This window comes from Dactylosporangium sp. NPDC048998 (assembly GCF_043197855.1).
Classification (GTDB): domain Bacteria; phylum Actinomycetota; class Actinomycetes; order Mycobacteriales; family Micromonosporaceae; genus Dactylosporangium.
Genome location: NZ_JBICTV010000005.1, coordinates 142,037 through 167,304 on the forward strand (window position 1 = coordinate 142,037; position 25,268 = coordinate 167,304).

At 74.5% G+C, this 25,268-nt stretch carries 19 protein-coding genes; 10 read left to right on the forward strand and 9 right to left on the reverse strand.

From position 1 onward, the window contains the following. Positions 1 to 152: 152 nt before the first annotated feature. Both ACGFI8_RS14385 and ACGFI8_RS14390 read right to left on the reverse strand, forming a co-directional pair. The gene (locus ACGFI8_RS14385) at positions 153 to 908 is read right to left on the reverse strand and encodes a 3-ketoacyl-ACP reductase (RefSeq protein WP_392804346.1); all 756 of its coding nucleotides are present in this window, start codon (positions 906 to 908) and stop codon (positions 153 to 155) included. After that, the gene (locus ACGFI8_RS14390) at positions 905 to 2,233 is read right to left on the reverse strand and encodes a hypothetical protein (protein ID WP_392804348.1); all 1,329 of its coding nucleotides are present in this window, start codon (positions 2,231 to 2,233) and stop codon (positions 905 to 907) included. Before ACGFI8_RS14390 ends, ACGFI8_RS14385 begins: the two co-directional genes overlap by 4 nt. 88 nt (positions 2,234 to 2,321) lie before the next feature. Here ACGFI8_RS14390 and ACGFI8_RS14395 point away from each other — a divergent pair, with 88 nt between their 5' ends. Then, positions 2,322 to 2,687 carry a hypothetical protein gene (locus ACGFI8_RS14395; RefSeq protein WP_392804350.1) on the forward strand — a complete coding sequence of 122 codons (366 nt, stop codon included), beginning with the start codon at positions 2,322 to 2,324 and terminating at the stop codon, positions 2,685 to 2,687. Between the two features lie 106 nt (positions 2,688 to 2,793). Further along, positions 2,794 to 3,735 (forward strand): hypothetical protein, encoded by a 942-nt coding sequence (locus ACGFI8_RS14400; RefSeq protein ID WP_392804352.1) that lies wholly within the window; start codon positions 2,794 to 2,796, stop codon positions 3,733 to 3,735. 22 nt (positions 3,736 to 3,757) lie between these two features. Here the strand turns inward: ACGFI8_RS14400 and ACGFI8_RS14405 are convergent, their stop codons facing one another. The 4 genes from ACGFI8_RS14405 to ACGFI8_RS14420 are packed head-to-tail and all read right to left on the reverse strand — an operon-like array spanning position 3,758 to position 6,261. Next, a complete protein-coding gene (locus ACGFI8_RS14405; protein WP_392804354.1) occupies positions 3,758 to 4,687 on the reverse strand; it encodes a DUF2334 domain-containing protein in 930 nt (309 codons plus the stop codon). Further along, a complete protein-coding gene (locus ACGFI8_RS14410) occupies positions 4,633 to 4,869 on the reverse strand; it encodes a hypothetical protein (protein WP_392804356.1) in 237 nt (78 codons plus the stop codon). The genes ACGFI8_RS14405 and ACGFI8_RS14410 overlap by 55 nt, the downstream gene beginning before the upstream one ends. A gap of 10 nt (positions 4,870 to 4,879) precedes the next feature. Beyond that, on the reverse strand, positions 4,880 to 5,524 hold the full coding sequence (locus ACGFI8_RS14415; RefSeq protein WP_392804358.1) for a UDP-N-acetylglucosamine 2-epimerase: 645 nt from the start codon (positions 5,522 to 5,524) through the stop codon (positions 4,880 to 4,882). Next, positions 5,443 to 6,261, reverse strand: coding sequence for a serine/threonine-protein kinase (locus tag ACGFI8_RS14420; protein ID WP_392804360.1), 819 nt, complete (start codon positions 6,259 to 6,261; stop codon positions 5,443 to 5,445). The genes ACGFI8_RS14415 and ACGFI8_RS14420 overlap by 82 nt, the downstream gene beginning before the upstream one ends. A 171-nt stretch (positions 6,262 to 6,432) precedes the next feature. On the opposite strand from ACGFI8_RS14420, the gene ACGFI8_RS14425 reads away from it, so the two are divergent. Both ACGFI8_RS14425 and ACGFI8_RS14430 read left to right on the forward strand, forming a co-directional pair. Beyond that, positions 6,433 to 7,437, forward strand: coding sequence for a LacI family DNA-binding transcriptional regulator (locus ACGFI8_RS14425; RefSeq protein ID WP_392804362.1), 1,005 nt, complete (start codon positions 6,433 to 6,435; stop codon positions 7,435 to 7,437). Position 7,438: 1 nt separating this feature from the next. Then, entirely contained in the window at positions 7,439 to 8,815 is a 1,377-nt protein-coding gene (locus ACGFI8_RS14430) for a protein kinase (protein ID WP_392804364.1), read from the forward strand. Between the two features lie 17 nt (positions 8,816 to 8,832). Here the strand turns inward: ACGFI8_RS14430 and ACGFI8_RS14435 are convergent, their stop codons facing one another. Continuing rightward, positions 8,833 to 11,937 carry a LuxR C-terminal-related transcriptional regulator gene (locus ACGFI8_RS14435; protein ID WP_392804366.1) on the reverse strand — a complete coding sequence of 1,035 codons (3,105 nt, stop codon included), beginning with the start codon at positions 11,935 to 11,937 and terminating at the stop codon, positions 8,833 to 8,835. Positions 11,938 to 12,000: 63 nt separating this feature from the next. Between ACGFI8_RS14435 and ACGFI8_RS14440 the strand changes: the two genes are divergently transcribed. After that, on the forward strand, positions 12,001 to 12,846 hold the full coding sequence (locus ACGFI8_RS14440; RefSeq protein WP_392804367.1) for a PP2C family protein-serine/threonine phosphatase: 846 nt from the start codon (positions 12,001 to 12,003) through the stop codon (positions 12,844 to 12,846). Here the strand turns inward: ACGFI8_RS14440 and ACGFI8_RS14445 are convergent. After that, positions 12,821 to 13,939, reverse strand: coding sequence for an FAD-dependent oxidoreductase (locus ACGFI8_RS14445; protein ID WP_392804369.1), 1,119 nt, complete (start codon positions 13,937 to 13,939; stop codon positions 12,821 to 12,823). The two genes, ACGFI8_RS14440 and ACGFI8_RS14445, sit on opposite strands and share 26 nt — an antisense overlap. Before the next feature lie 64 nt (positions 13,940 to 14,003). On the opposite strand from ACGFI8_RS14445, the gene ACGFI8_RS14450 reads away from it, so the two are divergent. Continuing rightward, positions 14,004 to 14,513: a TetR/AcrR family transcriptional regulator gene (locus ACGFI8_RS14450; protein WP_392804371.1), complete on the forward strand. Its 510-nt coding sequence runs from the start codon at positions 14,004 to 14,006 to the stop codon at positions 14,511 to 14,513. A 71-nt stretch (positions 14,514 to 14,584) separates the two neighbouring features. After that, the gene (locus tag ACGFI8_RS14455; RefSeq protein WP_392804373.1) at positions 14,585 to 17,227 is read left to right on the forward strand and encodes a putative bifunctional diguanylate cyclase/phosphodiesterase; all 2,643 of its coding nucleotides are present in this window, start codon (positions 14,585 to 14,587) and stop codon (positions 17,225 to 17,227) included. 4 nt (positions 17,228 to 17,231) lie between these two features. Here the strand turns inward: ACGFI8_RS14455 and ACGFI8_RS14460 are convergent, their stop codons facing one another. After that, positions 17,232 to 19,886 carry a glucosidase gene (locus ACGFI8_RS14460; protein ID WP_392804375.1) on the reverse strand — a complete coding sequence of 885 codons (2,655 nt, stop codon included), beginning with the start codon at positions 19,884 to 19,886 and terminating at the stop codon, positions 17,232 to 17,234. Between the two features lie 154 nt (positions 19,887 to 20,040). On the opposite strand from ACGFI8_RS14460, the gene ACGFI8_RS14465 reads away from it, so the two are divergent. The 3 genes from ACGFI8_RS14465 to ACGFI8_RS14475 all read left to right on the forward strand — a co-directional run bounded on the left by ACGFI8_RS14465 (position 20,041) and on the right by ACGFI8_RS14475 (position 25,238). Further along, complete coding sequence (locus tag ACGFI8_RS14465) at positions 20,041 to 21,957, forward strand: amylo-alpha-1,6-glucosidase (protein WP_392804377.1); 1,917 nt, start codon at positions 20,041 to 20,043, stop codon at positions 21,955 to 21,957. Positions 21,958 to 22,174: 217 nt separating this feature from the next. Further along, on the forward strand, positions 22,175 to 23,434 hold the full coding sequence (locus ACGFI8_RS14470) for a glycosyltransferase family 4 protein (RefSeq protein WP_392805363.1): 1,260 nt from the start codon (positions 22,175 to 22,177) through the stop codon (positions 23,432 to 23,434). A 157-nt stretch (positions 23,435 to 23,591) separates the two neighbouring features. Further along, entirely contained in the window at positions 23,592 to 25,238 is a 1,647-nt protein-coding gene (locus ACGFI8_RS14475) for a protein kinase (RefSeq protein ID WP_392804379.1), read from the forward strand. Positions 25,239 to 25,268: the final 30 nt, after the last annotated feature.

Here is a 25,268-nt window from a genome sequence, read left to right on the forward strand (position 1 = left end):
ACAACCCAAGGCCGGCTTCGCCGCAAAGCCTCAAGAACAAGCCACATGGCTCCGGTCCGTGCAACTTGCGCGCCGTTGCTCCCGTCAGCCACCGGTCGGGCCTGGCGGCCCTCCCTGCGATGTCCGCGGTGCCAAGAACAAAGCGCCGGGCGTCAGAGCATGCGCAGGTGGAAGCCCCCGTCGACGTCGATCACCTGGCCGGTCGAGAAGGGCAGCAGGCCGGTGGCGATCGCGACCACCGCGCGGCCCACGTCGTCCGGGGTGCCCCAGCGGCGGATCGGCGTGACGCCCTCGATGTGGATCAGCCGGTCGTACTTCTCCCGCACGCCGCCCGTCATCTCGGTCGCGATGATGCCCGGGCGCACCTCGTAGACGTTGATGCCGTGCTCGGCCAGGCGGGCGGCGTAGAGCTTGGTCAGCATCGACAGGCCGGCCTTCGTGATGCAGTAGTCGCCGCGGTTCACGCTCGCGGTGTAGGCGCTCATCGAGGAGATGTTCACGATCTGCCCGGCCGTGCCCGCCGCGATCATGCGGTTGGCGACCAGCTGGGTCAGGAAGTACGGGCCCTTGAGGTTGATGCCGACGAGTCGGTCGAACGACTCCTCGCCGGCCTCGAGGATGTCCGCGCGCACGGCCGGCGCGACGCCCGCGTTGTTGACGAGCAGCCCGATGTCCCCGAACGCCTCGTACGCCGCCTCCACGAGCCGGGCGCGGTCGGCGGACAGCGCGACATCAGCGCGTACAACCGCGGCTTTTGCCCCTGTTTTTTCGACCTCGGCGGCGACCTCCTCCGCGGCCGAGGCGTTGCTCGCGTAGTTCACCACGACGTCCAGCCCGGCCCTCGCCAGGGCGAGCGCGATGCCCCGGCCGATGCCGCGGGACGCCCCGGTGACGAGCGCCGCGGTCATGCGGTCACCTCCGCTTCGCTGCGGACCGCTCGTGCGACACCGCCGAAGAACGTGTAGTACGGCCCCTCGTCGAGGCGCATGAGGTACAGGCCGAGCTCGCGGAGGTGGTAGTCGCCCCACATGCTGGACTCGCCGTTGGGCACCCGCTGCCCCTCGTGGACCTGGTCCCAGCCGTTCGGCCGGTGGTAGACGGAGTGCAGCAGCAGCCCCTGGTGGCCCGGGTCCGCCGACAGGTACGGCTCGGCGAGCAGCGTCCGCGCGACCGTCAGCCCGGCCTGCGTGTACCGCGCGTCGCCGAGGTGCCGCCCCAGCCGCAGCAGCCCCTGCGCCGCGATCGCCGCCGCGCTGGAGTCGACCGGCTCGAAGTCGTTGTACGGGTCGGCCGGCGCGTCGAGGTCGAGGTGCGCCACGCCCGGCGCGCCGGTGTCCCAGTACGGCACCCCGTCGGCGGCGGCGTGCCCGATGTAGAAGTCGCAGGTCGCGCGGGCCGCCTCGGCGAACGTGGCGTCCTCGTGGAACTCGAGCAGCTCCGCGAAGCCGAGCATCGCCCAGGACAGCCCGCGCGTCCAGGTGGAGAAGGGGGAGTACCCCTGCTGCGTGCTCGGCGCCCGGAACCGCCCGTCGTTGACGTTGAACAGCGCCTCGTGCGCGGTGCGGCCCCGCACGTCGTAGGCGTCGCGCCCGGTGCCGAAGTAGACGTTGTACCGCGCGGTGTTGTGCCCGTGCTGCCGCAGCCGCTCCAGCAGGTCGATGCGCTCGTCGTGTTCGCCCATGAGCACGTGGCCGAGCGCGTGCGCCACCGCGAGCGAGCGGCACGAGCGGATCGTGTCGACGAACAACGACTGGGGCCCGTTGAACGAGTAGATGTAGCCCGTGCCGTCCTCGATGCGCTGCCAGCGGGCCGCCTGCACCGCGCCGCTGACCTTCAGCGCCAGCTCCGCCGCGGGCCGCTCCCGCTCGTCGACGCGCCCCTCGCGGGCCAGCCGCAGCAGCGCGCCGTACGTGCTGACGTTGTTGAACCCGTGGTCGTGCACGCCCACGTGGCTGACGTGCGGGGCCATCAGCCGCTCGGTCTGCGCGCGGCCGAGGTCGAGGAAGCGCCGCTCGTCCGTGGCGTCGAACTGCAGCAGCGCCGAGCCGACCTGGAAGCCCTGCGTCCACTCAGTCCAGCCGCGGGCCGTGTACCGCCCGTCGACCGTGAACACCGGCGACCCGTCGCGTCCGTCCGGGTCCAGCGCCAGGATCTTGCCGGCGGACAGCTGCCACATCCGCTCCACGGCGGGCCGCAACGCCTTGGCCGTGAGGTCCTCGTCGATCCGCAACATGCCCCGGATGCTACCGAGGAAAGCCCTTTCCTGAAACCCCGACCCGGGCGCGCGGCGGGCTGCCGGGGGCATGCGAGGATATGCGGCGATGGACATCGCGGTGGAGGACGTCGCCGACCGGTGGGTCGCGGCCTGGACCACGGGGCGCACGCCGGACCTGTTCCGGTTGCTCGCGGCCGCCCCGGCGATCGAGTCCAACCTCGACCCGGACGGCGACTTCATCGAGCTGCTCACGGCGTATGCCGCGGCCCTGGACTCGATCGCGGTCTTCTCCCGGACGGTGATCGAGCGCCGCGCCGCCCTGATCTACGACTGCACCCTGTCCGGCGAGACGTTCCGCCTGGCCGAGTTCCTGACGGTGAACGAGTCCGGCCTGATCACCGAGATCCGCCGGGTGTACGACCTCGACGCCGTGGAGCGCCTGATGCCCGACCTGCTGCTGGGGACTGTGTAAAAAATGGCTGTGATAGCAGCCGTCTTTTACACGTGATCAAGGAGCGTCTGTCCACAGGCGCCGGCTCAGGGTTCCGCCGGCCGCTCGGGGGCGGAAGGCTTGGCGGGTGGAGAGCAAACGGATGGTGCACGTCCGGCTGTCGCAGCGTGGCCTGATCGCCCACCGGCAGCTGGCCGAGGCCGGCATCACCCGCGGCCGGCTGCGCTGGATGCTGACCAGCGGCCGGTGGCAGCGGGTGCTACCCAGGGTCTACGCGATGTTCACCGGCGGGCTGGACCGGCGGCAACGGCTGCTCGCCGCCCAGCTCTACGGCGGCGACGACGCGCTGCTCACCGGAGCCGCGGCGCTGGAGGTCCACGGCTTCCGGCACGCGCCGCGCGACGAGTTCGTCCGGGTTCTGGTGCCACGGGGACGGCGGCTGCGACCGGCCGGCTTCGCGCGCGTGCACCCCACCGACCGTCCCGACCGGCACGCCAGGCCAAACGGTGTGCTGCGCCCGGCGTCCGCGGCCCGGGCGGTCGTCGACGCCGCGAACTTCTGCGCCGACGCCCGGCGCGTCCGGGCGATGGTCGCCGAGTCGGTCCAGGCCGGGCACTGCACCCCGGGCGAGCTCGTCCGCGAGCTCGCCGCGTCCCGCCGCGGCGGCACTCCCGCGCTGCGGGCCGCGGTCGAGGAGGTCGTCGCCGGGGTGCGGTCGATCGCCGAGGGTCAGGCCCGCGAACTGCTCGCCGGGTCGGCGGTGCTGCCCGCGGTGGCGTGGAATCCGCGGCTCACGGACCCGGACGGGACGCGCCTGCCCACGCCCGACGGCTGGATCGCCGAGGCCGACCTCGGCGTCGAGGTGGACTCGCGGGCCTACCACTTCTCGCCGGAGGACTGGGAGCGGACGCTGCGCCGCCACGCCCGGCTGTCGGCGGCCGGAGCGGTGGTGCTCCACTTCACCCCGCGACAGGTTCGCGACGACCCGCGCGGTGTGCTGACCGCGGTCGAGCGGGCCTATCTGAGCCGCATGGGCTCGGGCTACCGGTCGCGGATCAAGGCCTCGTGAGACGACGAGGGCCGGCGGCGCGTCAGGACGTCATCGCCGCGGCGGAGACGAACGTGTAGCCCAGGCCCTGGATGCCCTCGACCGTCTGCTGCAGGTACGAGGTGCCCAGGTACGGGTGGTAGAAGAAGCTCGCCACGCCGTCGCGGACCGCCAGGTTGGCCCTCGCGTTGGCGATCAGGTCGGCCGGCCGCACCGCCGGGTGCTGGTTGAACGGCTCGGGCTCGATGTTGCCGATGTTCTCCGGGATCACCGTCGAGCCGTAGACGTCGCGGACCGGGTACGGGAAGAACTGGCCCACCATGTGCTGGTGCGTGTACCCGTGCATGAGCAGCGTGCCGCCCTTGCTCTGCATGTACTTCAGGGCGCTGACCACCAGTGGCCGCTGCTGCAGCGTGTAGTCCTGGGCCTTGCCATTGTTGTTCACGCCCTTCGGATCGCGGTAGCGGCTGTAGACGGCGACGGTGAACGGGATGCGCTTGCCGTAGAGGTAGTCGGTGACCGCGCGCAGCTCGGCCGGGTCGGCGTCCGGGCCGACGTCCTCGATGCGCACCAGCGCCCGGTGCCGCGCCGCCGCCTTCGGGGCCAGCGCGTCGTAGAGCAGGTCGGCGAAGGCGAGATACCGGTCGTTGGCGGTGATGTACGAGAACGGGATCTCGCCGATGTAGGTGAGGTTGCCCGACCTGATGCCCCACGGGAATTTGGTGCCGTCGGCGCGCACCGCGTCGGCGACGCTGACCGCCTTGGTGGTGTCGTAGACGGCGTAGTCCATGATGCCGGCGGCGTTGCGCGTGTCGCGGGTCAGCGCGGTGCCCCGGTAGTCGACCTCGGCGACGCTTCCGACGTCGAAGCCCTTCCACATGTACCCGTACTTCGTGGCGAAGCCGGCCGAGCGCGCGGTCAGCTGCCAGATGTTGTCGTAGAGCCAGACCACCGGCTTGGTCGTGGCCAGCACGTCGTCGAGGAACGCGGCCGGGATCGGCTCGACAGGACCAGGGTCTTGGTGGCGGCGGCGGACCCGGGCGCGCCGGCGCCGGAGGCCGGCTTCGCCGCGGTCGCGGCCAGGGCGGCGACCGGCCCGGCGAGGCCGAGCACCGCGGCCAGCGCCAGGGCGAGCAGAGCTGACAGCTTACGCATGGAACACCAATCAGACGAGCGATGCGGACGTGGGCATGGGTGCGGGGATCTGCGCGAGGCCGAGCAGCGCGGCGACCGCCTGCTCGGTGCGCCGCGACGCGAGGCCGTCGCCGTACGGGTTGCCGCCGGCGGTCATCGACCGCCGCAGGACCGGGTCGTCGAGCAGCCGGGCCGCCTCGGACACGATCAGGTCCTCGTCGGTGCCGACCAGCTTGGCGCAGCCGGCCCGCAGCGACTCGACGCGCTCGGTGACCTCGCGCAGCACGAGCGCGGGGACGCCGAAGGTGGGCGCCTCCTCCTGGATGCCGCCCGAGTCGGTCAGCGCCAGGTAGGCATGCGAGAGCAGGCGGGCCAGGGCCGGGTACGGCAGCGGGTCGGTGATCGTCACCCGCGCCACGCCCGCCAGGCCGCGCTCGACCTGCGCACGCACGGCGGGGTTGGCGTGCGCCGGGAGCACGACGCGGACGTCGGGGTACGCCTCGCCATCGCGGCGATTACAACGGGTGATGGGCCTGCCCGAGGGAAGTCCGACCGAGCGCCCGACAGAGCGCTTACGCAAGCCAAACTTGGCCGTTACGCGCCGTGATGAGAGGGCGTGCCGTAGCTCTCGGTGAGGAGGCCGGGCTGTTGCCAGTCGGTTGCGAACTCGGCCCACAGCGACAGCGCGACCGCCCCGCTCTCCGGCCGCTCGTGCGGGCGCTTGGCCATGCACTGCCGGCACAGCTCCGCTACCGAGCGTGGCAGCCCGGGCGTGAGCACCACCGGCGTCGGCGCCGCCTGCAGCAGCCGGGCGCCCGGCGCGTGCGGGGACCGCCCGGTGAGCATGTGGTACAGCAGCACGCCCAGCGCGTACACGTCCCAGGCCGGCGCGTGCTCGATCCGGGCCGCCGCCGGGTGCGCGAACGGCACCGCCAGCCCGAAGTCGATGATCTTCACTCCGGCGGTGGTGAGCATGACGTTGTCGGCGGTCAGGTCGCGGTGCGCGATGCCCCGGCGGTGCGCGACCGCGAGCAGCTCCGCGATCGAGGCGCCGATCTCCACCGCGCGCTGCCAGGGCAGCGGCCCCTCGGCCAGGCGGGACGCCAGCGGAACCCCGTTGAGCAGCTCCATGGCGACCGCCGGCACGGACACCCCGTCGGCCTCGACCTCGCCGTACGCGAACACCTTCGGCACCGACGGGTGCCGCATCCGCTGCATGAGGTGAGGCTCGCGTCGCGCCGCGTGACAGGCGCGCGTGTTGCTGGCGAACGCCGGCGCCAGGACCTTCACCGCGGCCGGGCGGATCCGCTCGAGATCGAACGCCTCGTACACCAGCGACATCCCGCCCCGGGCGATCGGGCGGACCAGCAGGTAACGGTCGAGCACCCTGCGGCCAACCTCGATTCCGGACACAATCGTCGACTATTCCCTATTCGGTCGGGCTTGCGGTAGCCCCAGCGACACTCGACACAGCGCAGTTTAGGGTGAATTGCAGGGACCTTAAGGATGATCGAAACCGATAGTTGACATCGGCGTAACTCGTGGCTGACCCTGACCGCAGGAACAGCTCCCACAGGAGACTTGATGCCTGACGAGCACGCCGCAGAGCCGGCACCGCCAACCGTCACCGAGGTCGCCGCCGCCGCGGGGGTCTCTGCCGCCACCGTGTCCCGGGTCCTCACCGGCCGGGTCCGGGTCAGCACCTCCGCCAGGGTGCAGGTGCACGACGCCATCGCCCGGCTGGGGTATGTGCGCCACCGCGCGCCCCGCCGCACCGACCACCAGGCCGTCGACCTGCCCATGGCCGCCGTCGTGTTCGAGCCGGCCGTCCGGCTCTTCCGCGACGGCTTCTGCGCGCGCCTGCTGGCCGGCGCCGAGGAGGAGCTGTCGCGCCACGGCGTGCCGCTGCTGACCATGTCGGCGATCCGCGGCACCGTCTCCAGCGCCACCCGCTTCCTCACCGACGGCGGCGTCGGCGGCGTGCTGCTCGTCGGCGCGCCCGGCCGGCACCCCCTGGCCGTGTCGCTGGCCGCGTCGCTGGTCCCGCTGCGCGCCGCCGGCCGGCCGGAGCTGGCCATCCCGTACGTCGACGTCGACAACCGCGACGGCGCCCGCCAGGCCGTCGAGCACCTGCTGCTGCGCGGCCGCCGCACGATCGCCATGATCGCCGGGCCGCCCGACTCCCCGGCCGCCGCCGACCGCCTCGACGGCTACCGCCACGCCATGCTCGCCGCCGGCCGCCAGCCCCTGGCCGCCTACGGCGACTTCAGCACCCCGTCCGGCGGCCACGCCGCCGCGTGGCTGCTGGACCGCACCCCGCGCCTCGACGCGCTCTTCGTCGCCTCCGACGCGATGGCCGCCGGCGCCCTCCAGGCGCTGCGCAAGGCCGGCCGCCGGGTGCCCGAGGACGTCGCCGTGGTCGGCTTCGACGACGCACCGCTCGCCGCCTTCACCACCCCCGCCCTGACCACCGTCCGCCAGCCCGTCGAGGATCTCGGCGCGGTGACCGCCGCGCTGCTGCTCGCCCCCGACCCAGCCCCGGAGAACCCGATCCTGCCTACCGAACTCGTTGTGCGGGCATCCACGTAGGATGCGCGGCGGACATCTGCGGGAGGGCGACATCCTCGCCCGCCGCTACATCCTCAAACAGCCGGTCGGCGCGGGCGGCATGTCCGTCGTCTGGCGGGCCTGGGACTCCACGCTCGAACGCACCGTGGCCGTCAAGGTCCTCGACGGCCCGATCGCCTCCGACGGCGGCCAGCGCGACCGCATCCGCCGCGAGGCCCGTGCCGCGGCGCGCATCGAGCACCCCAACGCCATCGGCGTCTACGACTACGGCGAGACGGTGACCCCGCGCGGGCGCATCGCCGCGTACGTGGTCATGCAGCTGCTCGACGGCGCCTCCCTGGCCAGCCGGCTCGCCGAGGGCCCGCTGCCGTGGCCGGAGGCCGTCGCCGTCGCCGCGACCGTCGCCGACGTGCTGTACGCCGCACACCGCCGCGGCGTCGTGCACCGCGACGTCACCCCCGAGAACGTCATGCTCACCACCGACGGGGTGCGCCTGCTCGACTTCGGCATCGCCGCCGACATCGGCCAGCGTGAGGAGACGATGACGTTCGGCACCCCGCCGTACGTGGCCCCCGAACGGCTTGTCGGCGCCCCCGCCAGTGGCGCCACGGACGTCTACGCGCTCGGCGTGCTGCTGTTCGAGATGCTCACCGGCGCGCCACCCTACCCGGCCACCACCTGGGAGCAGCTCGAGCGGGCGCTCGCGTCCGAGCGGCGCCCGGCGCTGACCGTGCCCGGCCTGCCGGCCCGCGTCGCCTCCGCCTGCCTGCGCTGCCTGTCCACCGACCCGGTGCACCGCCCGACCGCCGCCGAGGTGGCCTCCATCCTCGGCGCCGGGCCCGGGGCGTCCGCGGTGCTCACCCGCCGCCGCGCGCTGCTGGCCGTCCCGGTCGTCGTGGCATTGGCGACGGTACTCACCGTGCTCCTCCTGCGCCACGACCCGCCCGGCCACCAGGCCGGCGATCCGGGCGTCCCCGGGCCGTCGGTCAGCATCTTCGTCTCGGTCATGCCCCCGCCGACCGACCAGCCGTCCGGCTCGGCCCCCGCCGCCACGCCGCACCCGCCGTCGTCCCGGCCCGGGTCCGGCGCCCCGTCCGCCGCCGGCTCGCCCACCGCGGTGGCGAGCCCGCTGACCCCGGAGGCGGCCGGAAAGGCGGTGCTCGACATCGTCGAGCGCCGCGCCCAGTCCGGGGAGATCCGCGACGACGTGGCCCTCGACATCCGTAACCAGGTCAACAACCTGCTGTACGACACCATCGACACCACCGAAGCCGCCCGCCGTATCGACGTCCTGCGCCACAACCTGAGCGACCGCAAGCGCGAGCACGCGGTGACCGACGCCGCCTATCAGGAACTGGACGCCGCCGTGGTGACGTTCGGCAAGACCTTCACCGCCTGACGCGCGCGGTGCCGCGCTCAGCGCTCCGGGGCCAGGCGGTGGCGCACCGCCCAGAGCGCGGCCTCCGTGCGCGACGCGGCCCCGGTCTTGCGCAGCAGGTTGGACACGTGGACGGTCACGGTCCGGATGGAGATGCCCAGCGAGCTCGCCACCTGCTGGTTGGTCATCCCCGCGGCCAGGCAGCCGAGCACCTCGAGCTCGCGGGCGGTCAGGTCGCCGCCGGCGCGCAGGCTGTGCAGCAGCGTCTCCGCCTCCGCGTGCCGCCACCCGGGCCAGTGGGCCAGCAGCGCCACCGCGCGCTCCGCGTGCCGCCGGGCCTCGCCGGCCCGGCCCAGCCGGGAGAGGGCGTGCGCCACCGCGGTGTGGACCGCGGCGTCCTCGGCGCGGCCGCCTGACTCGCTGCCGCCGCCGGCGGCCGGCCCGGCGTCGGCCTTGCCCCCGTCGCCGGCCCGCCGCCGGGCCGCGCGCGAGCCGCCGTGGCGGCCGGCGGACCCGTCCGCGGTGCCGCCGAACCCGTCCGCGGTGCCGCCGTGGCGGGCCGCCGGGTCGGGCGCGGCGTCGATCGTGCTGGGGCCGAGCGCGACCGGCAGGAGGGCCACGGCCTCCGCGTCGCGGCCGGCGGCGACCGCCAGCAGCAGCCGCAGCCGTGGCGGGCGCTCGGCGACGTGCTCCTCGACGGTGGCGGCGGGCACGCCGCCGTGCAGGGCCCAGCGCGCCGCCTCGGCCAGCCGCGCCGGGCTGCACCGGCCCACGCAGTCGTGCAGCGCCGCGGCGGGATCCACGGGGTGTACACCCCGCGCCGCCACGGCCACGCGCAGCACCCGGACCAGACCGGAGTCGCGGCCCTCCGCATCGGCGCGGGCCAGCATCCGCACCGCGAGCGGGTCGTCGCCGCGCTCCAGGGCGAGCAGCCCGGCGCGGGCGGTGAAGCGCACCCGCTCGACCGGGTCGCCCTCGATCGGCAGGCGCGACCACACCAGCGCCTCGGCCCGGGCCAGGTCCCCGGCGCGCACCGCGTGGGCGACGCCGAGGCTCGTGGTACGGCCGGCGCAGAACTCCAGCCCGTAGCGGGCGATCGTGGCCATCGCCTCGTCGAACAGCCGCCAGCCGGTCACCTCGCCCAGCCGCGGCAGGCTGACCGCGACCAGGTTGTGCACCGCGCGCCCGATCGTGACCGGGTCCCGCTCCCGCGTGGCCAGCTGCCGGGCCGCCCGCAGCATCGCCACGCCGCGCTCGAAGGCGCCGGTCAGCGCCAGCGCGGTGCCCAGCGTCACCGAAGCCGACCCGATCCCGGCCCCGGCGCGCTCCGCCGCGGCGAGAGCGGCCTCGGCCAGCGGCAGGGCCGTCGCGGCGTCCTCGAGGCGCAGCGCGCTCTCGGCCTCCGCGGCCCGCTGCCGCGCGAGCGACGCCGCCGAGCCGCCGACCGCCGCGGCCCGGTCGAGCGAGCGCCGGTGCCCGGTCGGGTCCCCGAGGCACCACCGTACGGCGGCGAGCTGCCGGTGCGCGTCGGCCGTCTCGTCGGCGTCGTCGCGCTGCTGAACCTCGTTCAGCCAGTCGGCGGCGTAGTCCGCCGCGAGCCCGAACCGCCCGCCGACGAACCCGGTCGCCGCCCCGACCGCGGCGAGGGCCCGGCGCTGGCCGGGCGCGTCCTCCGGCGCCGGCGCGGGCCGGGAGGGGAGGCTCAGGCCGAGTGCGACCAGGTCCAGCGCGGCCTCCGGCAGGCCGTCGGCAAGGCTCGCGGCCGCGCCCCGGGCCGCGGCGGCGCGCGCCTCGGCGGTGCGCCCGAGCGCGGCGGCGTGGCGGGCGAGTGCCGCGTCGTCGCCGAGCTCGACGGCGAGCCCGCGGGCCAGGGTGTGCACCTGGGTGCGCTCGCGTGGCATGGCTCCGGCGGCGAGGGCCTCGCGCAGCAGCGGGTGGCGGAAGCGCAGCGAGCCGGCCGGGGCCAGGTCGGGGGCGATGAGCAGCATGCCCAGGTCGAGCAGGCGGCGCAGGGCGGGCTCGACGTCCTCGCCGCACACGTGGAACAGCACGTCGTTCTCGACCGGGTCGCCGAGCAGGGCGGCGGCCCGGGCCACCCGCCCGACGAGCGCCGGTTCGTCCGCCAGCGGCTCGACGAGCAGGCCGACGACGTGGGCGGGGAGCGGGGCGGCGGTCAGGTCCTCGGCGGTGCCGTACGCGGCGAGCAGCTCGGTCAGCCAGAACGGGTTGCCGCCGGTGCGCCGCAGCGCGCCGCGGACGGCCTCGGGGGCGGGGGCGCTGCCGTACGCGGCCTCGATGAGCTCGGCGGTCTCCCGCGCGGTGAACGGGGCCACGTGCAGGCGCAGCACGGACGGCCCGCCGCCGAGGCGGCGCAGCGTGCGCGCGGCGGCAGGGGCGAACGCGGCCTCCTGCGGCGGCCGGCTCGTCACCAGCAGCAGTGCCGGGAGGGTCTCCGCGACGGCGGCGAGCTCGGCGACGAGCGCCAGGCTGGCCGGGTCGAGGTCGTGCAGGTCCTCCACGACGATGATGCCCAGCGGGCCGGCCCAGCCTCGGGCGGGACCGGCCGCGCCGTCCGGGCCGTCCGGCTCGTCGATGTGGAATCGCGTGAAATGCCGGACCGGCCGGGGCGCCGGGCGTCCCGGCTCGTCGTCCGCCGCTTCGTCGGCGGGGCCACCGTCCGGCGTCGGGGTCGGGGTCGGGGTCGCCGCGTTGTCGCCGGCGGTCGCCGGGGCCGCCCGGAGCAGGGTGCGGACCACGTCGACCGCGGCGCGCAGGGTCGTGGCCGGGGCCAGGCGCGGCCCGGCGGCGTCCGGGGTGCCGTCGGTGGAGCGCTGGGCCAGGCGGTTCAGCAGCGACTCCTCGACCGGTAGGTCGACCGCCGGGCGGCCGCTGAGTACCGAGGCCAGCCAGTCGTGCGGTGCCGCGCCCAGCGAGCGCGCCGCGCCGCGCAGGACGGTGGCCGAGGCTCGTTCGGTGGCTCGGCCGGGGGCCAGGTCGAGCCGGCCCAGAGCCTCCGCGACGAGGCGGCTCTTGCCGCTGCCGGCCTCGCCGGTGATCAGTATGATGCCTGGCCGGCGGGCCGCCCACACCTCCGCGATCTCGGCGAGCTGCGCGGCTCGGCCGATGAAGGGGGCGGTTGGCATGCGGCCACGATACGCACAAGTGCGTAGAGACGCCTGCCGACCTGATACGGCACGCTGTTCGGCATGGCAGAGGGTGTCGCAGAGGGCGTGGTCGACGGGGGACATCAACCGCTCGCACTGCATTGGGCGGCGCGCACCGACGTGGGTCTGGTGCGCAGCACCAACCAGGACTCGGTGTTCGCGGGCGACCGGCTGCTCGCCGTCGCCGACGGGATGGGCGGCATGGCGGCCGGCGACGTCGCCAGCCGGCTCGCCATCGAGGCGATGGGCCCGCTGGACGAGGAGTTCGCCGGCAACGACCTGCTGACCGCGCTGCGCACGGCGGTGTCCGACGCCAACCGGCGCATCCGCGACGAGGTCGAGGCCGACCCGGAGAAGCTCGGCATGGGCACGACGCTCACCGCGGTGCTGTTCTCCGGCGACCGCATCGGGATGGTCCACATCGGAGACTCCCGGGCCTATCTGCTGCGCGGCGAGGAGTTCAGCCAGATCACGCGCGACGACACCTATGTACAGCTGCTCGTCGACGAGGGCCGCATCACGCTCGAGGAGGCGGCGACCCATCCGCAGCGCTCCCTGGTCAGCCGGGTGCTGCAGGGGCAGCCGACCGATCCGGTGTACTCCGTGACCGCCGCCCGCGCCGGTGACCGCTATCTGCTGTGCAGCGACGGCCTGTCGAGCGTGCTGCGGGCGGAGACCATTGAGGAGGTCCTGCGCGAGTACGGCGATGTCGACGAGTGCGTCGAGCGCCTCGTCGACCTGGCGCTGCGCGCGGGCGGCCCGGACAACATCACCGCCGTGGTCGCGGACATCGTCGGCGACGACGTCCCCGAGCGCAAGGGCCTGCGTGGCCGGCTGCGCTCCTGGCTGGGCCGCGACGAGATCAGCGGCGCCCGTCTGCCCGCGTGAGCGCCGGCGTCGCCGTCGGGGGCTCCCAGGCGGCGACGCGCTCGGCGCCGCGGGCGGTGGCGCTCGCCGGGGTCAGCCGGGCCAGGGCCCGCACCATCGCGCTCGTCACGGCGCCCCGCGCGCCCGCGACCCGGCCCACCTGCCACGACCGGCGCGCCACCATTGCCACCCGGGGGCGGCGCATTCCGTCGTACTCCCGCAGCGCCTCCTCCACGCTCCCGCCGCCGCGGCCGCCGGGCACCAGGGCGGCGAGCGTCACCGCGTCCTCGAGGGCCTGGCAGGCGCCCTGCCCGAGGTTCGGGGTCATCGCGTGTGCCGCGTCGCCGACCAGGGCGACGCGCGCGCCGAACCGCATCGGCGCGACCGGGTGCAGGTCGAGCAGCGGGTGGTGCAGCAGCGCGCCGGGGTCGGTCGCGGCCAGCAGGCGGGGGATCGGCTCGTGCCAGTCCCCGAACGCGGCGCGCAGCTCGGCCAGCTGCTCGGCGGGCGCGGTGGTGCGCAGCGGGGCGGGCGCGGCGACATACCAGTAGACGCCCCGCGGGCCCATCGGCACGTATCCGAACCGCAGGCCGCCGGGGCCCATCGTCTCGCCGCCATCGCGGTCGTCGCCGAGGGCGCTGGCCGGGACGACCGAGCGCCACGAGACCTGGCCGCTGTCGCGGATGCGGATCTGCGGGGCATATGCCGCGCGCACCGCGCTGCCGATGCCGTCCGCGCCGACGATCAGGTCGGCGTCCAGCGAGCGCGCGTCGGTCACCGCCGCGCCCGTGCGCACGCTCAGGCCCTCGGCGAGGATCTCGTGCAGGTCGGCGCGGTGCACCGCGATGGGGCCCGCGACGGTGACGCGGGTCAGCCACGCGCCGGCCGCGGTGCGCAGGCCGCCGCCGGTGATCGGGGCGCCGGCCGCGCGGACGGGCCCGCCGACGCCGAGCCAGTCCAGGGCGCGCAGGGCGTTGGGCCACAGTGAGAGGCCGGCGCCCGCCGCCTCGAGGCTGGGCTGACGCTCCAGGACGGTTACCTCCCAGCCGCGCAGCCCCAGCCCGCGGGCCGTGGCCAGCCCGCCGATCCCGCCGCCGACGACGATCGCACGCATCGCTACTCCCTTACCGCTGACACTACAGATGTAGTAATGACGCTACACCTGTAGCATCGCTGCTGTGCAAGAGCGGGACGCGGATCGCAAGGGTCGGCTTGCCGACGCCGCCATCGACGTGCTCGGCAACGACGGGGTGCGGGCGCTCACCCACCGGGCCGTCGACGCGCGTGCCGGGCTGCCGCAGGGCACGTGCAGCTACCACTTCCCGACCCGCAACGCGCTGCTCACCGCCGCGCTCGAGCGCATCGCCGAGCTCGACCTGGCCGAGTCGGAGGGGCACGACCTCGCCGCGGTGCTGGAGCGGTGGGCGGGGTCGCCCCGCGCGCGGGCGCGGTTCATGCTGATGCTCGACCCGCAGGCGCGCCGCGAGCTGGGCGAGGCGGCGGCGCGGCTGGCGGACGGGTTCGTCGAGCGGGCCGAGCGGCTCACCGGCTCGCGGGCCAGGGGACGGTTCATGATCGGGCTGATCGACGGGCTGCTGCTGGACGAGCTGATCCGCGGTACCGTCACCGCCGAGGAGCGCCGCGAACGGCTCGCCGCGATCGGCCGGATCGTGGCAACCGGCGAATAACCCCGGGCGGCTCCGGTCGTTGAGCACGATGAGCACCTCCCCAGCGCTCCCCCTCGCGAAAGCGGCACCGAGTGGTCAGCAACCCGCGCACCTTCTGGATCGTTCTGCTCACCGCGGCGGCGGCACTCGGTGCCGCCGCCGTCCTCGGCCCGGTCCTGGGCCTCGTCGCCGTCGCCGCGGCCGCCGGCGCGGCCGCGCTGCTGCACGCCGGGGAGCTGATCCGGCTGGCGCTGCGCATCCACCACGGGCGGCGCAGCTTCGGGCCGTGCCGCGGCGCCGGGTTTCTCGGGATGGGCGCGCTGTTCACCGGCGCCGGGGTGACCGTCACCGGCCTGCCGTGGTTGGACCCGGGACCGGTCGCCGCCGCGACGACGCTGGCCGCCGCCCCCGCGTACCTGCTGGGCCTGCTGCTCCTGCCGGGCACCGCGCCGACCCTCGGCGCCCGGCTGCGCCGCCTGCTCGACGGCGCCGGCATCGGCGTCAGCCTGTTCTACTGCGCCTGGGTCCTGGCGCTGGGCCGCGCGACGCCGGCCGCCGAGCCGCTGCGCCTGGCGGTTTCGCTGACCGGGTGCGTCGCCGTCGCGGTCGCCGTCGTCACCGGGCTGCGCGCGGTGCGCCACCGCCCGGCGGCCCTGGGCTGCAGCGGCGGCGCGGCCCTGTCGATCGTCGGCGTCGACGTGTACGCCCTGCTGCTGCTCGACCACCACCGCGCCTGGCCGGCGGCGCCGGGCACGGTCACCGCCGGGCTGGTCGCGGCGGGGCTGGCGATGGTCGCCGGCCCGTTCCTCATCGCGGCCGGCGCCCGCCGCGCCGACGACGAGCCGACGAGGCCGCACGCCGCCGACGAGGGCGGGTCGTTCGCCGGCTACCCGCTGCTCATCGGCCCGGCCCTGCTCGCCGTCGCGGTGTCGGCGTTCCACCTGCTCACCGGCGGCCGCTTCGACGGCACGTCGGTGGCCCTGGGGCTCGCCGCCTTCGCCGCGCTCGCGGTGCGGGAGGTCCTCGCCGCGCGGGACATCCGGCGGTACGCGCACGCCCTCGCCGACCGCGAGGCGCGCTTCCGCACCCTCGTCTCCGGATCGACGGACGTGACGATCGTGCTGGACGCCGACCTCGTCGTGCGCTGGCAGTCGCCGGCCGCCGCCCGCCAGTTCGGCCTGTCCGACCAGGACACGCTCGGCCGGCCGCTGACCGACCTGCTGCACCCCGCCGACGCCGCACCCGCCACCGCGGCCCTGCGGGCGGTGCTCGACGGCGACCAGGACGCGCTGGTCCAGGCCCGGCTGCGCGACGGCTTCGGCCGCTGGCGGGACACCGAGTCAACGGTCAGCGACCAGCGCGCCGCGCGGGAGGTGGGCGGGCTCGTGGTACACGTGCGGGACATCGGCGAGCGCGCCCAGCTGCAGCGCACCCTGGACGAGGTCACCTGGACCGACGAGCAGACCGGCCTGGCCAACCGGCGCAGGTTCGTCGCCGCCGCGAGCGAGGCCTGCGCCGGCAAGCGGGACGGCTCGCTGCTCGTGCTGGAGCTGGAGCGCTTCGAGAGCCTCGCCGGCCTGCACGGCCAGGCGGTCGCGGGCGCGGTGCTCATCGAGGCCGCCCGCCGGCTGCGCGCCGCGGCCGCCCGCGACGACCTGCCGGCCCGGCTCGGCACGGCCGGGTTCGCGGTGCTCACCGAGGCGCCGCTGGTGCACGCCTTCGCTCTCGCCACCCGGCTGGCCACAGCCCTGGCCGAGCCGTTTCACCTGCCCGGCCACACCGTGCACCTGGCCGCCTCCGTCGGCGTCGCCGACCTGCTCGGGGCCGGCAGCGCGGAGGAGGCGCTGCGCCACGCCGACGTGGCCCGCCGCCGGGCCCAGCAGCTCGCCCGGGGCCGCGGCGGCGGCCGGGTCGAGTGCTACGACAAGTCGTTCGAGACCGCGCTGGTGCGCCGCACCGAGATCGAGCAGCAGCTGCCCGGCGTGATCGGCCGCGGCGAGCTGGACCTGGTCTTCCAGCCCGTCGCCGACCTCGCCACCCGCCAGCCGGTCGGCGCCGAGGCGCTGCTGCGCTGGCGGCACCCGCGGCTGGGCCCGATCCCGCCGGCCGAGTTCCTGCCGATCGCCGAGGAGCTCGGCGGCGGCATCGCCGACGAGATCGGGGAGTGGGTGCTGCACAGCGCGTGCCGGCAGCTGTCCCGCTGGCGCCGCGACGGCCGCGAGCTGTGGATCTCGGTGAACGTCACGGCCCGCCAGCTCGCCGCCGACGGCTGGCTGGCCACGGTCGCCACCGCGGTGGACACCCACTGCGTGCCCGCCGAGGCGCTCGTCGTCGAGGTCGCCGAGGCGGCGCTGCCCGACGACGCGTTCGCGGTCGACGAGCTGGCCGGCCTGCGTGCCCTAGGGGTGCGGACCGCCCTTGACCACTTCGGCACCGGCCCGACCGCCCTGGCCCACCTGCGCCGCCTGCCGATCGACGTACTGAAGATCGACCAGGCCCTGTTCAGCGAGCCCGCCGGCCGCCGCGGCCCGGCCACGCCGATCGTGGACGTGGTCGTCGGGCTGGCGCGACGCCTGGGCATCGACGTGATCGCGTGCGGCCTGGAGACCGAGTCGCACGTCGACGTGGTACGCGCCGCCGGCTGCCCCCTCGGCCAGGGCTTCCTGATCAGCCCGCCGGACCACGCCGAGCACGTCGAGGCCTACCTGGAGCGCCACCGCACCCCGCTGCTGTAGCGGCTCAGGCTCGGACGTCGTCGGGCGGTGGCGTCCGCAGCGTCAGGATCAGGTCCAGCACGAGCGCCGTCCAGCCCGTCTGGTGCGCCGCGCCCAGCCCCGCCCCGGTGTCGCCGTGGAAGTACTCGTAGAAGAGCAGCAGATCGTGCCACGCCGGGTCGTCCTGGAAGAGTTCCACGTCGCCGAAGAACGGGCGGTGGCCGCGCTCGTCGTCGAGGAACAGCCGGACCAGGCGGCGGGACAGGTCGTCGGCCACCGCGCCGAGCGTCGCCATCCGGCCGCTGTTCGCCGGGTACTCCACCTGCAGGTCGTCGCCGAAGAACTCGGCGAAGCGCCGCACCGCCTCGATCAGGATGTAGTTGACCGGCATCCAGATCGGGCCCCGCCAGTTCGAGTTGCCGCCGAAGAGGCCGCTCGTGGACTCGCCGGGCTCGTAGCCGACGGTGTACGCGTGGTCGCCGAGGTACACCGTGAAGGGCTCGTCCTTGTGCGCCCGGGAGAGGGTGCGCAGCCCGTACGGCGAGAGGAACTCCTCCTCGTCCAGCATCCGCTGCAGGATGCGGATCAGCTGGTCCGGCCCGACCATCGACAGCAGCCGCAGCTGCTGGCCGCCGCGGCTCTTCTTCGCCCCGACCACGTCGCCGTACTCGGGCTTGTTGGTCAGGAACCAGCGCAGCCGGGCGGCCACGTCGGGCAGCCGGCGCAGGGTCGACGAGCTGATGATCGTGGTCGCGGTCAGCGGCAGGAGGCCGACGACGGAACGCACCTTGAGCGGGATCTGTTGCCCGTCGGCGGTGCGCAGCACGTCGTAGAAGAACGCCTCCTCCTCGTCCCACAGCCCGAACTCGTAGGCGGCGTCGGCGATGTAGGCGAAGTGCTCGAGGAACTTGGCGGCGATGTCCTCGTACACCCGGTCGTGCACGGCGAGGGTGAGCGACATGTCGAGCAGGTTGAGGGCGTACATCGCCATCCAGGCGGTGCCGTCGCTCTGCTCGAGCCGGCCGCCGACCGGCAGCGCGGCGGAGCGGTCGAACGGCCCGACGTTGTCAAGGCCGAGGAAGCCGCCCTCGAAGACGTTGTTGCCCTCCGCGTCCTTGCGGTTGACCCACCAGGTGAAGTTCAGCAGCAGCTTGTGCAGCACCCGGGCGAGGAAGTCGAAGTCGCGCGAGCCGTCCAGGACGAACACCCGCAGCGCGGCCCAGGCGTGCACGGGCGGGTTGACGTCGCTGAACGCCCACTCGTACGCCGGGATCTGCCCGTTGGGGTGCATGTACCACTCGCGCAGGAGCAGCAGCAACTGGTCCTTGGCGAAGCCGGGGTCCACGCGGGCGATCGCCACGCAGTGGAAGGCCAGGTCCCAGGCGGCGTACCAGGGGTACTCCCACGGATCGGGCATGGACAGCACGTCGCAGCTGTTCATGTGCCACCAGTGGCTGTTGCGCCCGTACCGGCGGCTGTCCGGCGGCGCCTCGGAGATCGGGTCGCCCTGCAGCCAGCGCGCCACGTCGAAGTGGAAGAACTGCTTGCCCCACATGAGCCCGGCGACCGCCTGCCGGACGATCATCTTCTCCTCGGCGCCGGCCGCGGCGGGCACCAGCGCGTCGAAGTACGCGTCGGCCTCGGCCTTCCGCCTCGACATCGTGGACTCGAAGTCGGCCTTCAGGTCGGCCGGGGCGAGGTCCTTGGCGCCGGGGGCGTTGAGGTTGAGCCGCAGCCGGATCTCGTGCACGCCGCCGGCGGGCACCGAGATCAGGTAGTGCAGCGCCGCCTTGGTGCCGACGCCGTCGGGGTTGACGCTGTCGGCGCCGTGGATGATGTGGTCGCCGATGCCGTCCTTGGGGTACTCCCGGCCGGGCTTGCCCCAGATCCGCGGCCCGTTGGTCTCGTTGTTGCAGAACAGCGGGCGCGGCGTCCCGTCGCCGGTGAGCGCGAGGCGGCCGAGCAGCCGGTGCTCGGCCAGCAGGCCGTTGTCCTTGGCGCGGATCTCCGGCATGTAGTCGCGCCCGGGCAGCCCCCACGCCCAGGTGTTGCGGAACCACAGCGTCGGCAGGACGTGCAGGGTGGCCGGGTCGGGCCCCATGTTCCGGACCAAGATCCGGACGCACATGTCGGTCGGGCCGGCCTTGGCGTAGTCGACCTCGACCGCCCAGTACCGGTCCTCGTTGAAGATCCCGGTGTCGACGAGCTCGTACTCCGGCTCGTTCCGCCCGCGCCGGCAGTTCTCGGCGACCAGGTCGTCGTAGGGGAAGGCGCCCTGCGGGTAGTGGTAGCGCCACTTCATCCAGGAGTGCGTCGGCGTGGAGTCCAGGTACCACCAGTAATCCTTGACGTCCTCGCCGTGGTTGCCGAGGTCGCCGCCGAGGCCGAACATCCGCTCCTTGAGGATCGTGTCCTTGCCGTTCCACAGCGCGAGGGCGAAGCAGAACGTCTGCCGGTCGTCGCAGATGCCGGCCATGCCGTCTTCGTTCCACCGGTACACCCGGGACCGGGCCTGATCATGGGGGAAGTGCTCCCAGGCCGTGCCGTGCGCGCTGTAGTCCTCGCGGACGGTCCCCCAGGCACGCTCGGACAGGTAGGGCCCCCAGCCCCGCCATGGGCGCTCCCCGCTGTCGGCTTCGGCCAGCCGGCGGCGCTCGGCATTCCCATCGTCCTCGATCACGCGGCTATTCTCCGTTGTTCATGTTTCGGTCAAGTAGAGACCCGACCCTTCACCCCTTACGTGGCATTTGTTAGTACACCAACCTGCCCCGTGATCCATAATCTTGTGGCGAACCGCTCGCCGGTCGCCACCCCCAGCCACCAAGATTGTGCGCATGGTGGTGTTCGGCGCGCAGGTATGTGGTGATTTGTCGTTCGGAGCGACGCGTGAGTGGCTTGTCCCGGATGGGGCCGGCGGCTACGCGATGGGCACCGTGCCGGGGCTGCGCACGCGCCGGTACCACGGGCTGCTCGTGGTCGCCGAGCCCGGGCAGCCCGCCCGGCGCCACCTCGGCCTGGCCGCGCTCGACCCGGTGCTCACCCTGCCCTCCGGCGCCACCGTCGAGCTCGCGGTGCACGAGTGGGCCGGCGGCGCGATCAGCCCCGCCGGGCACACCCTGCTGGAGCGCTTCGACCTCGTCGACGGGCTGCCCCGCTGGCGCTGGCGGATCGGCCCGGTGGTGATCGAGCGCGAGCTGGCTATGGTGCACGGCCGGGCGCACCTCGGCGTCGTGCACCGGCTCGTCAGCGCGCCGGGCCCGGTCACGCTCGCCCTCAAGGCGCTGGTCACCTGGCGCGACGTGCACGGCGAGCGCACCGCCGGCGGCCCCGCCCCGCACGTCGAGGCGCACGACGCCGGGGCGGTGATCGAGCGCTCCTTCAGCATCGCCGGCCCCGGGTTCACCAGGATCGGGCAGTGGTACCGCGGGGCGCACGCCCGCCTGGAGCAGGAGCGCGGCCTGGCGGCGCAGGAGGACCTGTGGTGCGCCGGGCAGTTCACCGCGCGGCTGGAGCCGGGGGAGAGCGTCGAGGTCGAGGCGTGGGCCGGGACGGACACGGCGCTCGGCGCGCAGGGCATCGTCGAGCGGGCCCGGCGGCGCGCCCGGGCGCTGACCCACGACGCGACCGACGGGGTGGACCGCGCCCTGGTGCTCGCCGCCGACGCGTTCGTGGTCGCCGGCGCCGCCGGCGCGCCCGACGTCGTCGCCGGCTATCCGTGGTTCGGCACCTGGTCGCGCGACACGATGACGTCCTACGAGGGCCTCTTCCTGTCCACCCGGTGGTACGACGAGGGCCGCGCGCTGCTGCGCGCCTACGCCGCCACGCTCGACGACGGCATGCTCGCCAACACCGCCGACACCGGCCGCACCGAGCACAACACCGTCGACGCCACCCTGTGGTTCCTGCACGCCGTCGAGCGGCACGTGGCCGCTGCCGGCGACGACGACCTGGCCGCGGAGATCCTCCCGGCGCTCGACGAGGTGGTCGCCGCCCACCTGCGGGGCACCCGCTACGGCATCCGGGCCGACGCCGACGGGCTGATCACGCAGGGCGCCCCGGGCGTCGCGCTCACCTGGATGGACGCCCGGGTCGACGGGGTCCCGATCACGCCGCGGGCCGGCAAGCCGGTCGAGGTGAACGCGTTGTGGATCAACGGGCTCGGCGCGATCGCGGCGCTGCGGGAGCGCCTCGGCCTCGACGCCGGCGACACCCTCGCGCTGCTGCGCCGGGCGCGGGAGAGCTTCGAGCGGCGCTTCCCGCTGGAGCGGGGCGCGCGGCTGCACGACGTGGTCGACGGCCCGGCGGGCGACGACCCCTCGCTGCGCCCCAACCAGCTGCTGGCGTGGAGCCTGCCCCGCGGCCCGATGCGCGGCCGGCCCGCGCCCGGGGCGGCATCCGCCCTGCTCACGCCGCTCGGGCCGCGCAGCCTCGCGCCCTCGGACCCGGCCTACGTGGGTGTGCACGCGGGCGGCCCGGCGCAGCGTGACGCCGCCTACCACCAGGGTACGGTGTGGCCCTGGATGATCGGCCCGTACGCGGATGCCCACCCGGCCCCGTCGGCGCAGCAGCACGGCGAGCTCCTGCAGGGCCTCGAGGCGCATCTGTGGGAGTGGGGGATCGGTTCGGTCAGCGAGACGGCCGACGGGGACCCGCCGCACCGGGCCACGGGCTGCCCGTTCCAGGCCTGGTCGGTCGCGGAGACCCTGCGGGTGCGCAGGAACGCCGAGCCCGTACGACGGAATGTCGGCTGACCGTTACACCGAAGAAATGAGATTTGCCGCCGCGGTAACCCTCGGCAGGCAGGATGAATCTCAAACCCACCCAACAGCTCACACGCGAGGGCGAAAGCGCGTGTGTACCCGCTGTCATGCGTGGGTATCTGGGCGAGCGTTTTGATCAACGATCTGTGGGGGCGGCCACGTGAGCGAGACCATCGGGACCGGGAATCGACAACCGTTGCGCATTCTGATGCTCTCGTGGGAGTACCCACCGGTGGTCGTGGGCGGCCTGGGCCGCCATGTCCACGCCCTGGCGACGTCGCTGGTGACGGCGGGACACGAGGTGACGGTCGTGACGCGGCACGCGCCGGGCGCGCCGCTGGAGGAGTACGCGGAGGGCGTGCGAATCGTGCGGGCCGCCGAGGACCCGCCGCTGTTCCCGCTGACCACCTCGACGCTGCTGGCCTGGACCATGGCGTTCAACCACACGCTGACGCGGGCCGCACTGCGCGCCGCGGCCACCGGCGAGTACGACCTGATCCACGCCCACGACTGGCTGGTCACGCACACCGCGGTGACCCTCAAGGAGTGCCTCGACCTGCCGCTGGTGGCGACCATCCACGCCACCGAGGCCGGGCGGCACCAGGGCTGGCTGCCCGACGAGATGAACAAGTGCATCCACTCCGTGGAGTGGTGGCTCGGGCACGAAGCGTGCCGCGTCGTGGTCTGCTCCGAGTACATGCGCTGGGAGGTCACGCGGCTGCTCGACCTCGCGCCGGCGCGGGTGTCGGTGGTGGCCAACGGCGTGGACGCGAGCGTCTGGCGGGCGCCGTCCCGGGCGGTCAACGCGGCCCGGGCGCGGTTCGCCGCCGACGGGCCCCTGCTGGGGTACGCCGGGCGGCTGGTCTACGAGAAGGGCGTGCAGGACCTCATCGCCGCGCTGCCGGAGCTGCGCGCCCGGCACAACGGCCTGCGGGTCGTCATCGCCGGCGACGGGCCGCACCGCGCCGAGCTGCAGGAGGAGGTGCGCCGGCTGCGGCTGCAGCAAGCGGTCAGCTTCGCCGGCTTCATGGGCGAGGGCGAGCTGCCCGCGCTCATGGCCGCCACCGACGCCCTCGTCGTGCCGAGCATCTACGAGCCGTTCGGCATGGTCGCCCTGGAGGGTGCCTCCGCGGGCGCGCCGCTCGCCGTCGCGGCCACCGGCGGGCTCGCCGAGATCGTCGAGCCCGGCGTCACCGGCGTGACGTTCCCGGCCAAGAGCCCCGACGCGCTGGCCGTGTCCGTCGGCACCCTGCTGGAGGACGAGCCGTTCGCGCGCCGGGTCGCCAAGCGGGCGCGCTGGATGGTCAGCGAGCGCTACGGCTGGTCCACGATCGCGAACAGCACCGCCGACGTGTACGCCACCGCGATCACCGAGGCGCCCGGCTTCGCGGCGAAGCAGGCCGCCGCGTTCCTCGAGCACGGCCGGCCGCAGGTCGTCGTACCGGAGGGTAATCTCCTGACGCTGTGACCGAGCGGCGGACGGACCGGATTGATACATCGGATTTCTGACGACCCCGGCGATGTGATTTGCCGGGGTCGGTCACATTTCGGGGCTCGCCACGGCGTTGCTTCCCCGGTACGGTTCCCAGGTACAGCGAACGGAGTCGATCAGGACGGCAACGGGGTTGAGCGGCAGCGCCGACGAGGTACTCAGCAACAGGTACCGGCTGGTCGCACCCGTCGGCACCGGCGGCATGGCCGTGGTGTGGCGAGCCCGCGATCTCGTCCTTGACCGTGACGTCGCCGTCAAGCTGCTCGCCGGGGAGCTGGCGAGCAAGGCCGGCAACCGCGAGCGGATCCGCGCAGAGGCCCAGGTGGTAGCCCGGCTGCAGCACCCCAACATCACCGCCGTGCACGACTACGGCGAGGCCGGCGACCTCACCGCCGGCCGCAATGGCCGCCGCCCGTACGTGGTCATGGAGCTGCTGGAGGGGGAGCTGCTCTCCGAGCGGCTGCGCGCCGGGCCGATGTCGTGGCGCCGCGCCACCCAGATCTGCGCCCAGGTCGCCGCCGGGCTCGCCGCCGCGCACGACCGCGGGGTCGTGCACCGCGACATCAAGCCCAGCAACGTCATGCTCACCCCCGCCGGCGCGAAGATCCTCGACTTCGGCGTCGCCGGGCTCACCGGCTCCTTCGACCCCGACGACGAGATCGAGGGCACCGTCTTCGGCACACCCGCGTATCTCGCCCCGGAGCGGCTGCTCGGCGGCAGCGTCATCCCGGCCACCGACGTGTACACCGTCGGGCTGCTGGCCTACCGCTGCCTGACCGACCGGCTGCCCTGGCACGCGGACACGCCGACGCAGATGATCGCCAACCACGTGTACGAGCCGCCGCACCCGCTGCCGGAGATCCCCGGCCTGCCGGCCGAGGTGGCCCGCCTGGTCGGCCGCTGCCTGGCCAAGGACCCCAACGTCCGGCCGCCCGCGGTCGAAGTGGCCCGGGTGCTGGCCGCGGCGACCGGGATCCACGTCGTGCTGCCCGGCGAGGACGGCTCCTCCACGCAGGAGGTGTACGTGCCCCCGGTCGACCCCGAGTCCTGGCGGGCGCTGCCCGCGCCGCGCCGGTCGCGCCGCGCCCGCCGCAACGCCCAGCGCACCTGGGCGGCCGTCACGGCGCTCGTGGCCGCGGCCGGCGCCACCACCGGCATGATCATGTGGAAGCCGTGGGCGCCCAAGCCCGGCTGCAACGTCGACTTCTACATCCACCCGCAGTTCGTTCCCAACGTCGACAAGCCGTTCGAGGCCCGGGTCACCGTCGCCAACGTCGGCAACCGCACCGTCGACCCTTGGACGCTGCGCTTCGTCTTCCGCGGCGGCCAGACGGTCGACCGTATCGAGGGCGTCGGCCAGTACCAGCCCGGCACCGGCGGCCAGGTGGTCACCGGGCAGTCGCCCCTGCCGCCCGGCAAGGCGGTCACCTTCGGCGTGTGGGGCCACGGCGGCACCCCGCGCCCGCCGAGCGACTTCATGCTCAACGACACCGCCTGCGACCAGCGCACCTCCCAGCGCGCACCGGAGGACTCGCTCCCGGCGATCACCGAGAACGTCGACGCGCCGGGGGAGAAGTCCCGCCCGCCGGCCAACCAGCCGGGCCCGCCGCCGGGCGGGGACCCGAACTACCCCGGCCCACCGCCGGGCGGCGACCCGAACTACCCCGGCCCACCGCCCGGCGGCGACCCGAACGGCCCCGGCGGCGACCCGGGCCGCCGCACCGGCCAGCCGGGCCCGCCGCCCGGCTATGTCGCGACCACCCCGCCGGCCCGTGTCTGACTGACCACGGCCGGCGGCGGGCGCGGCAGC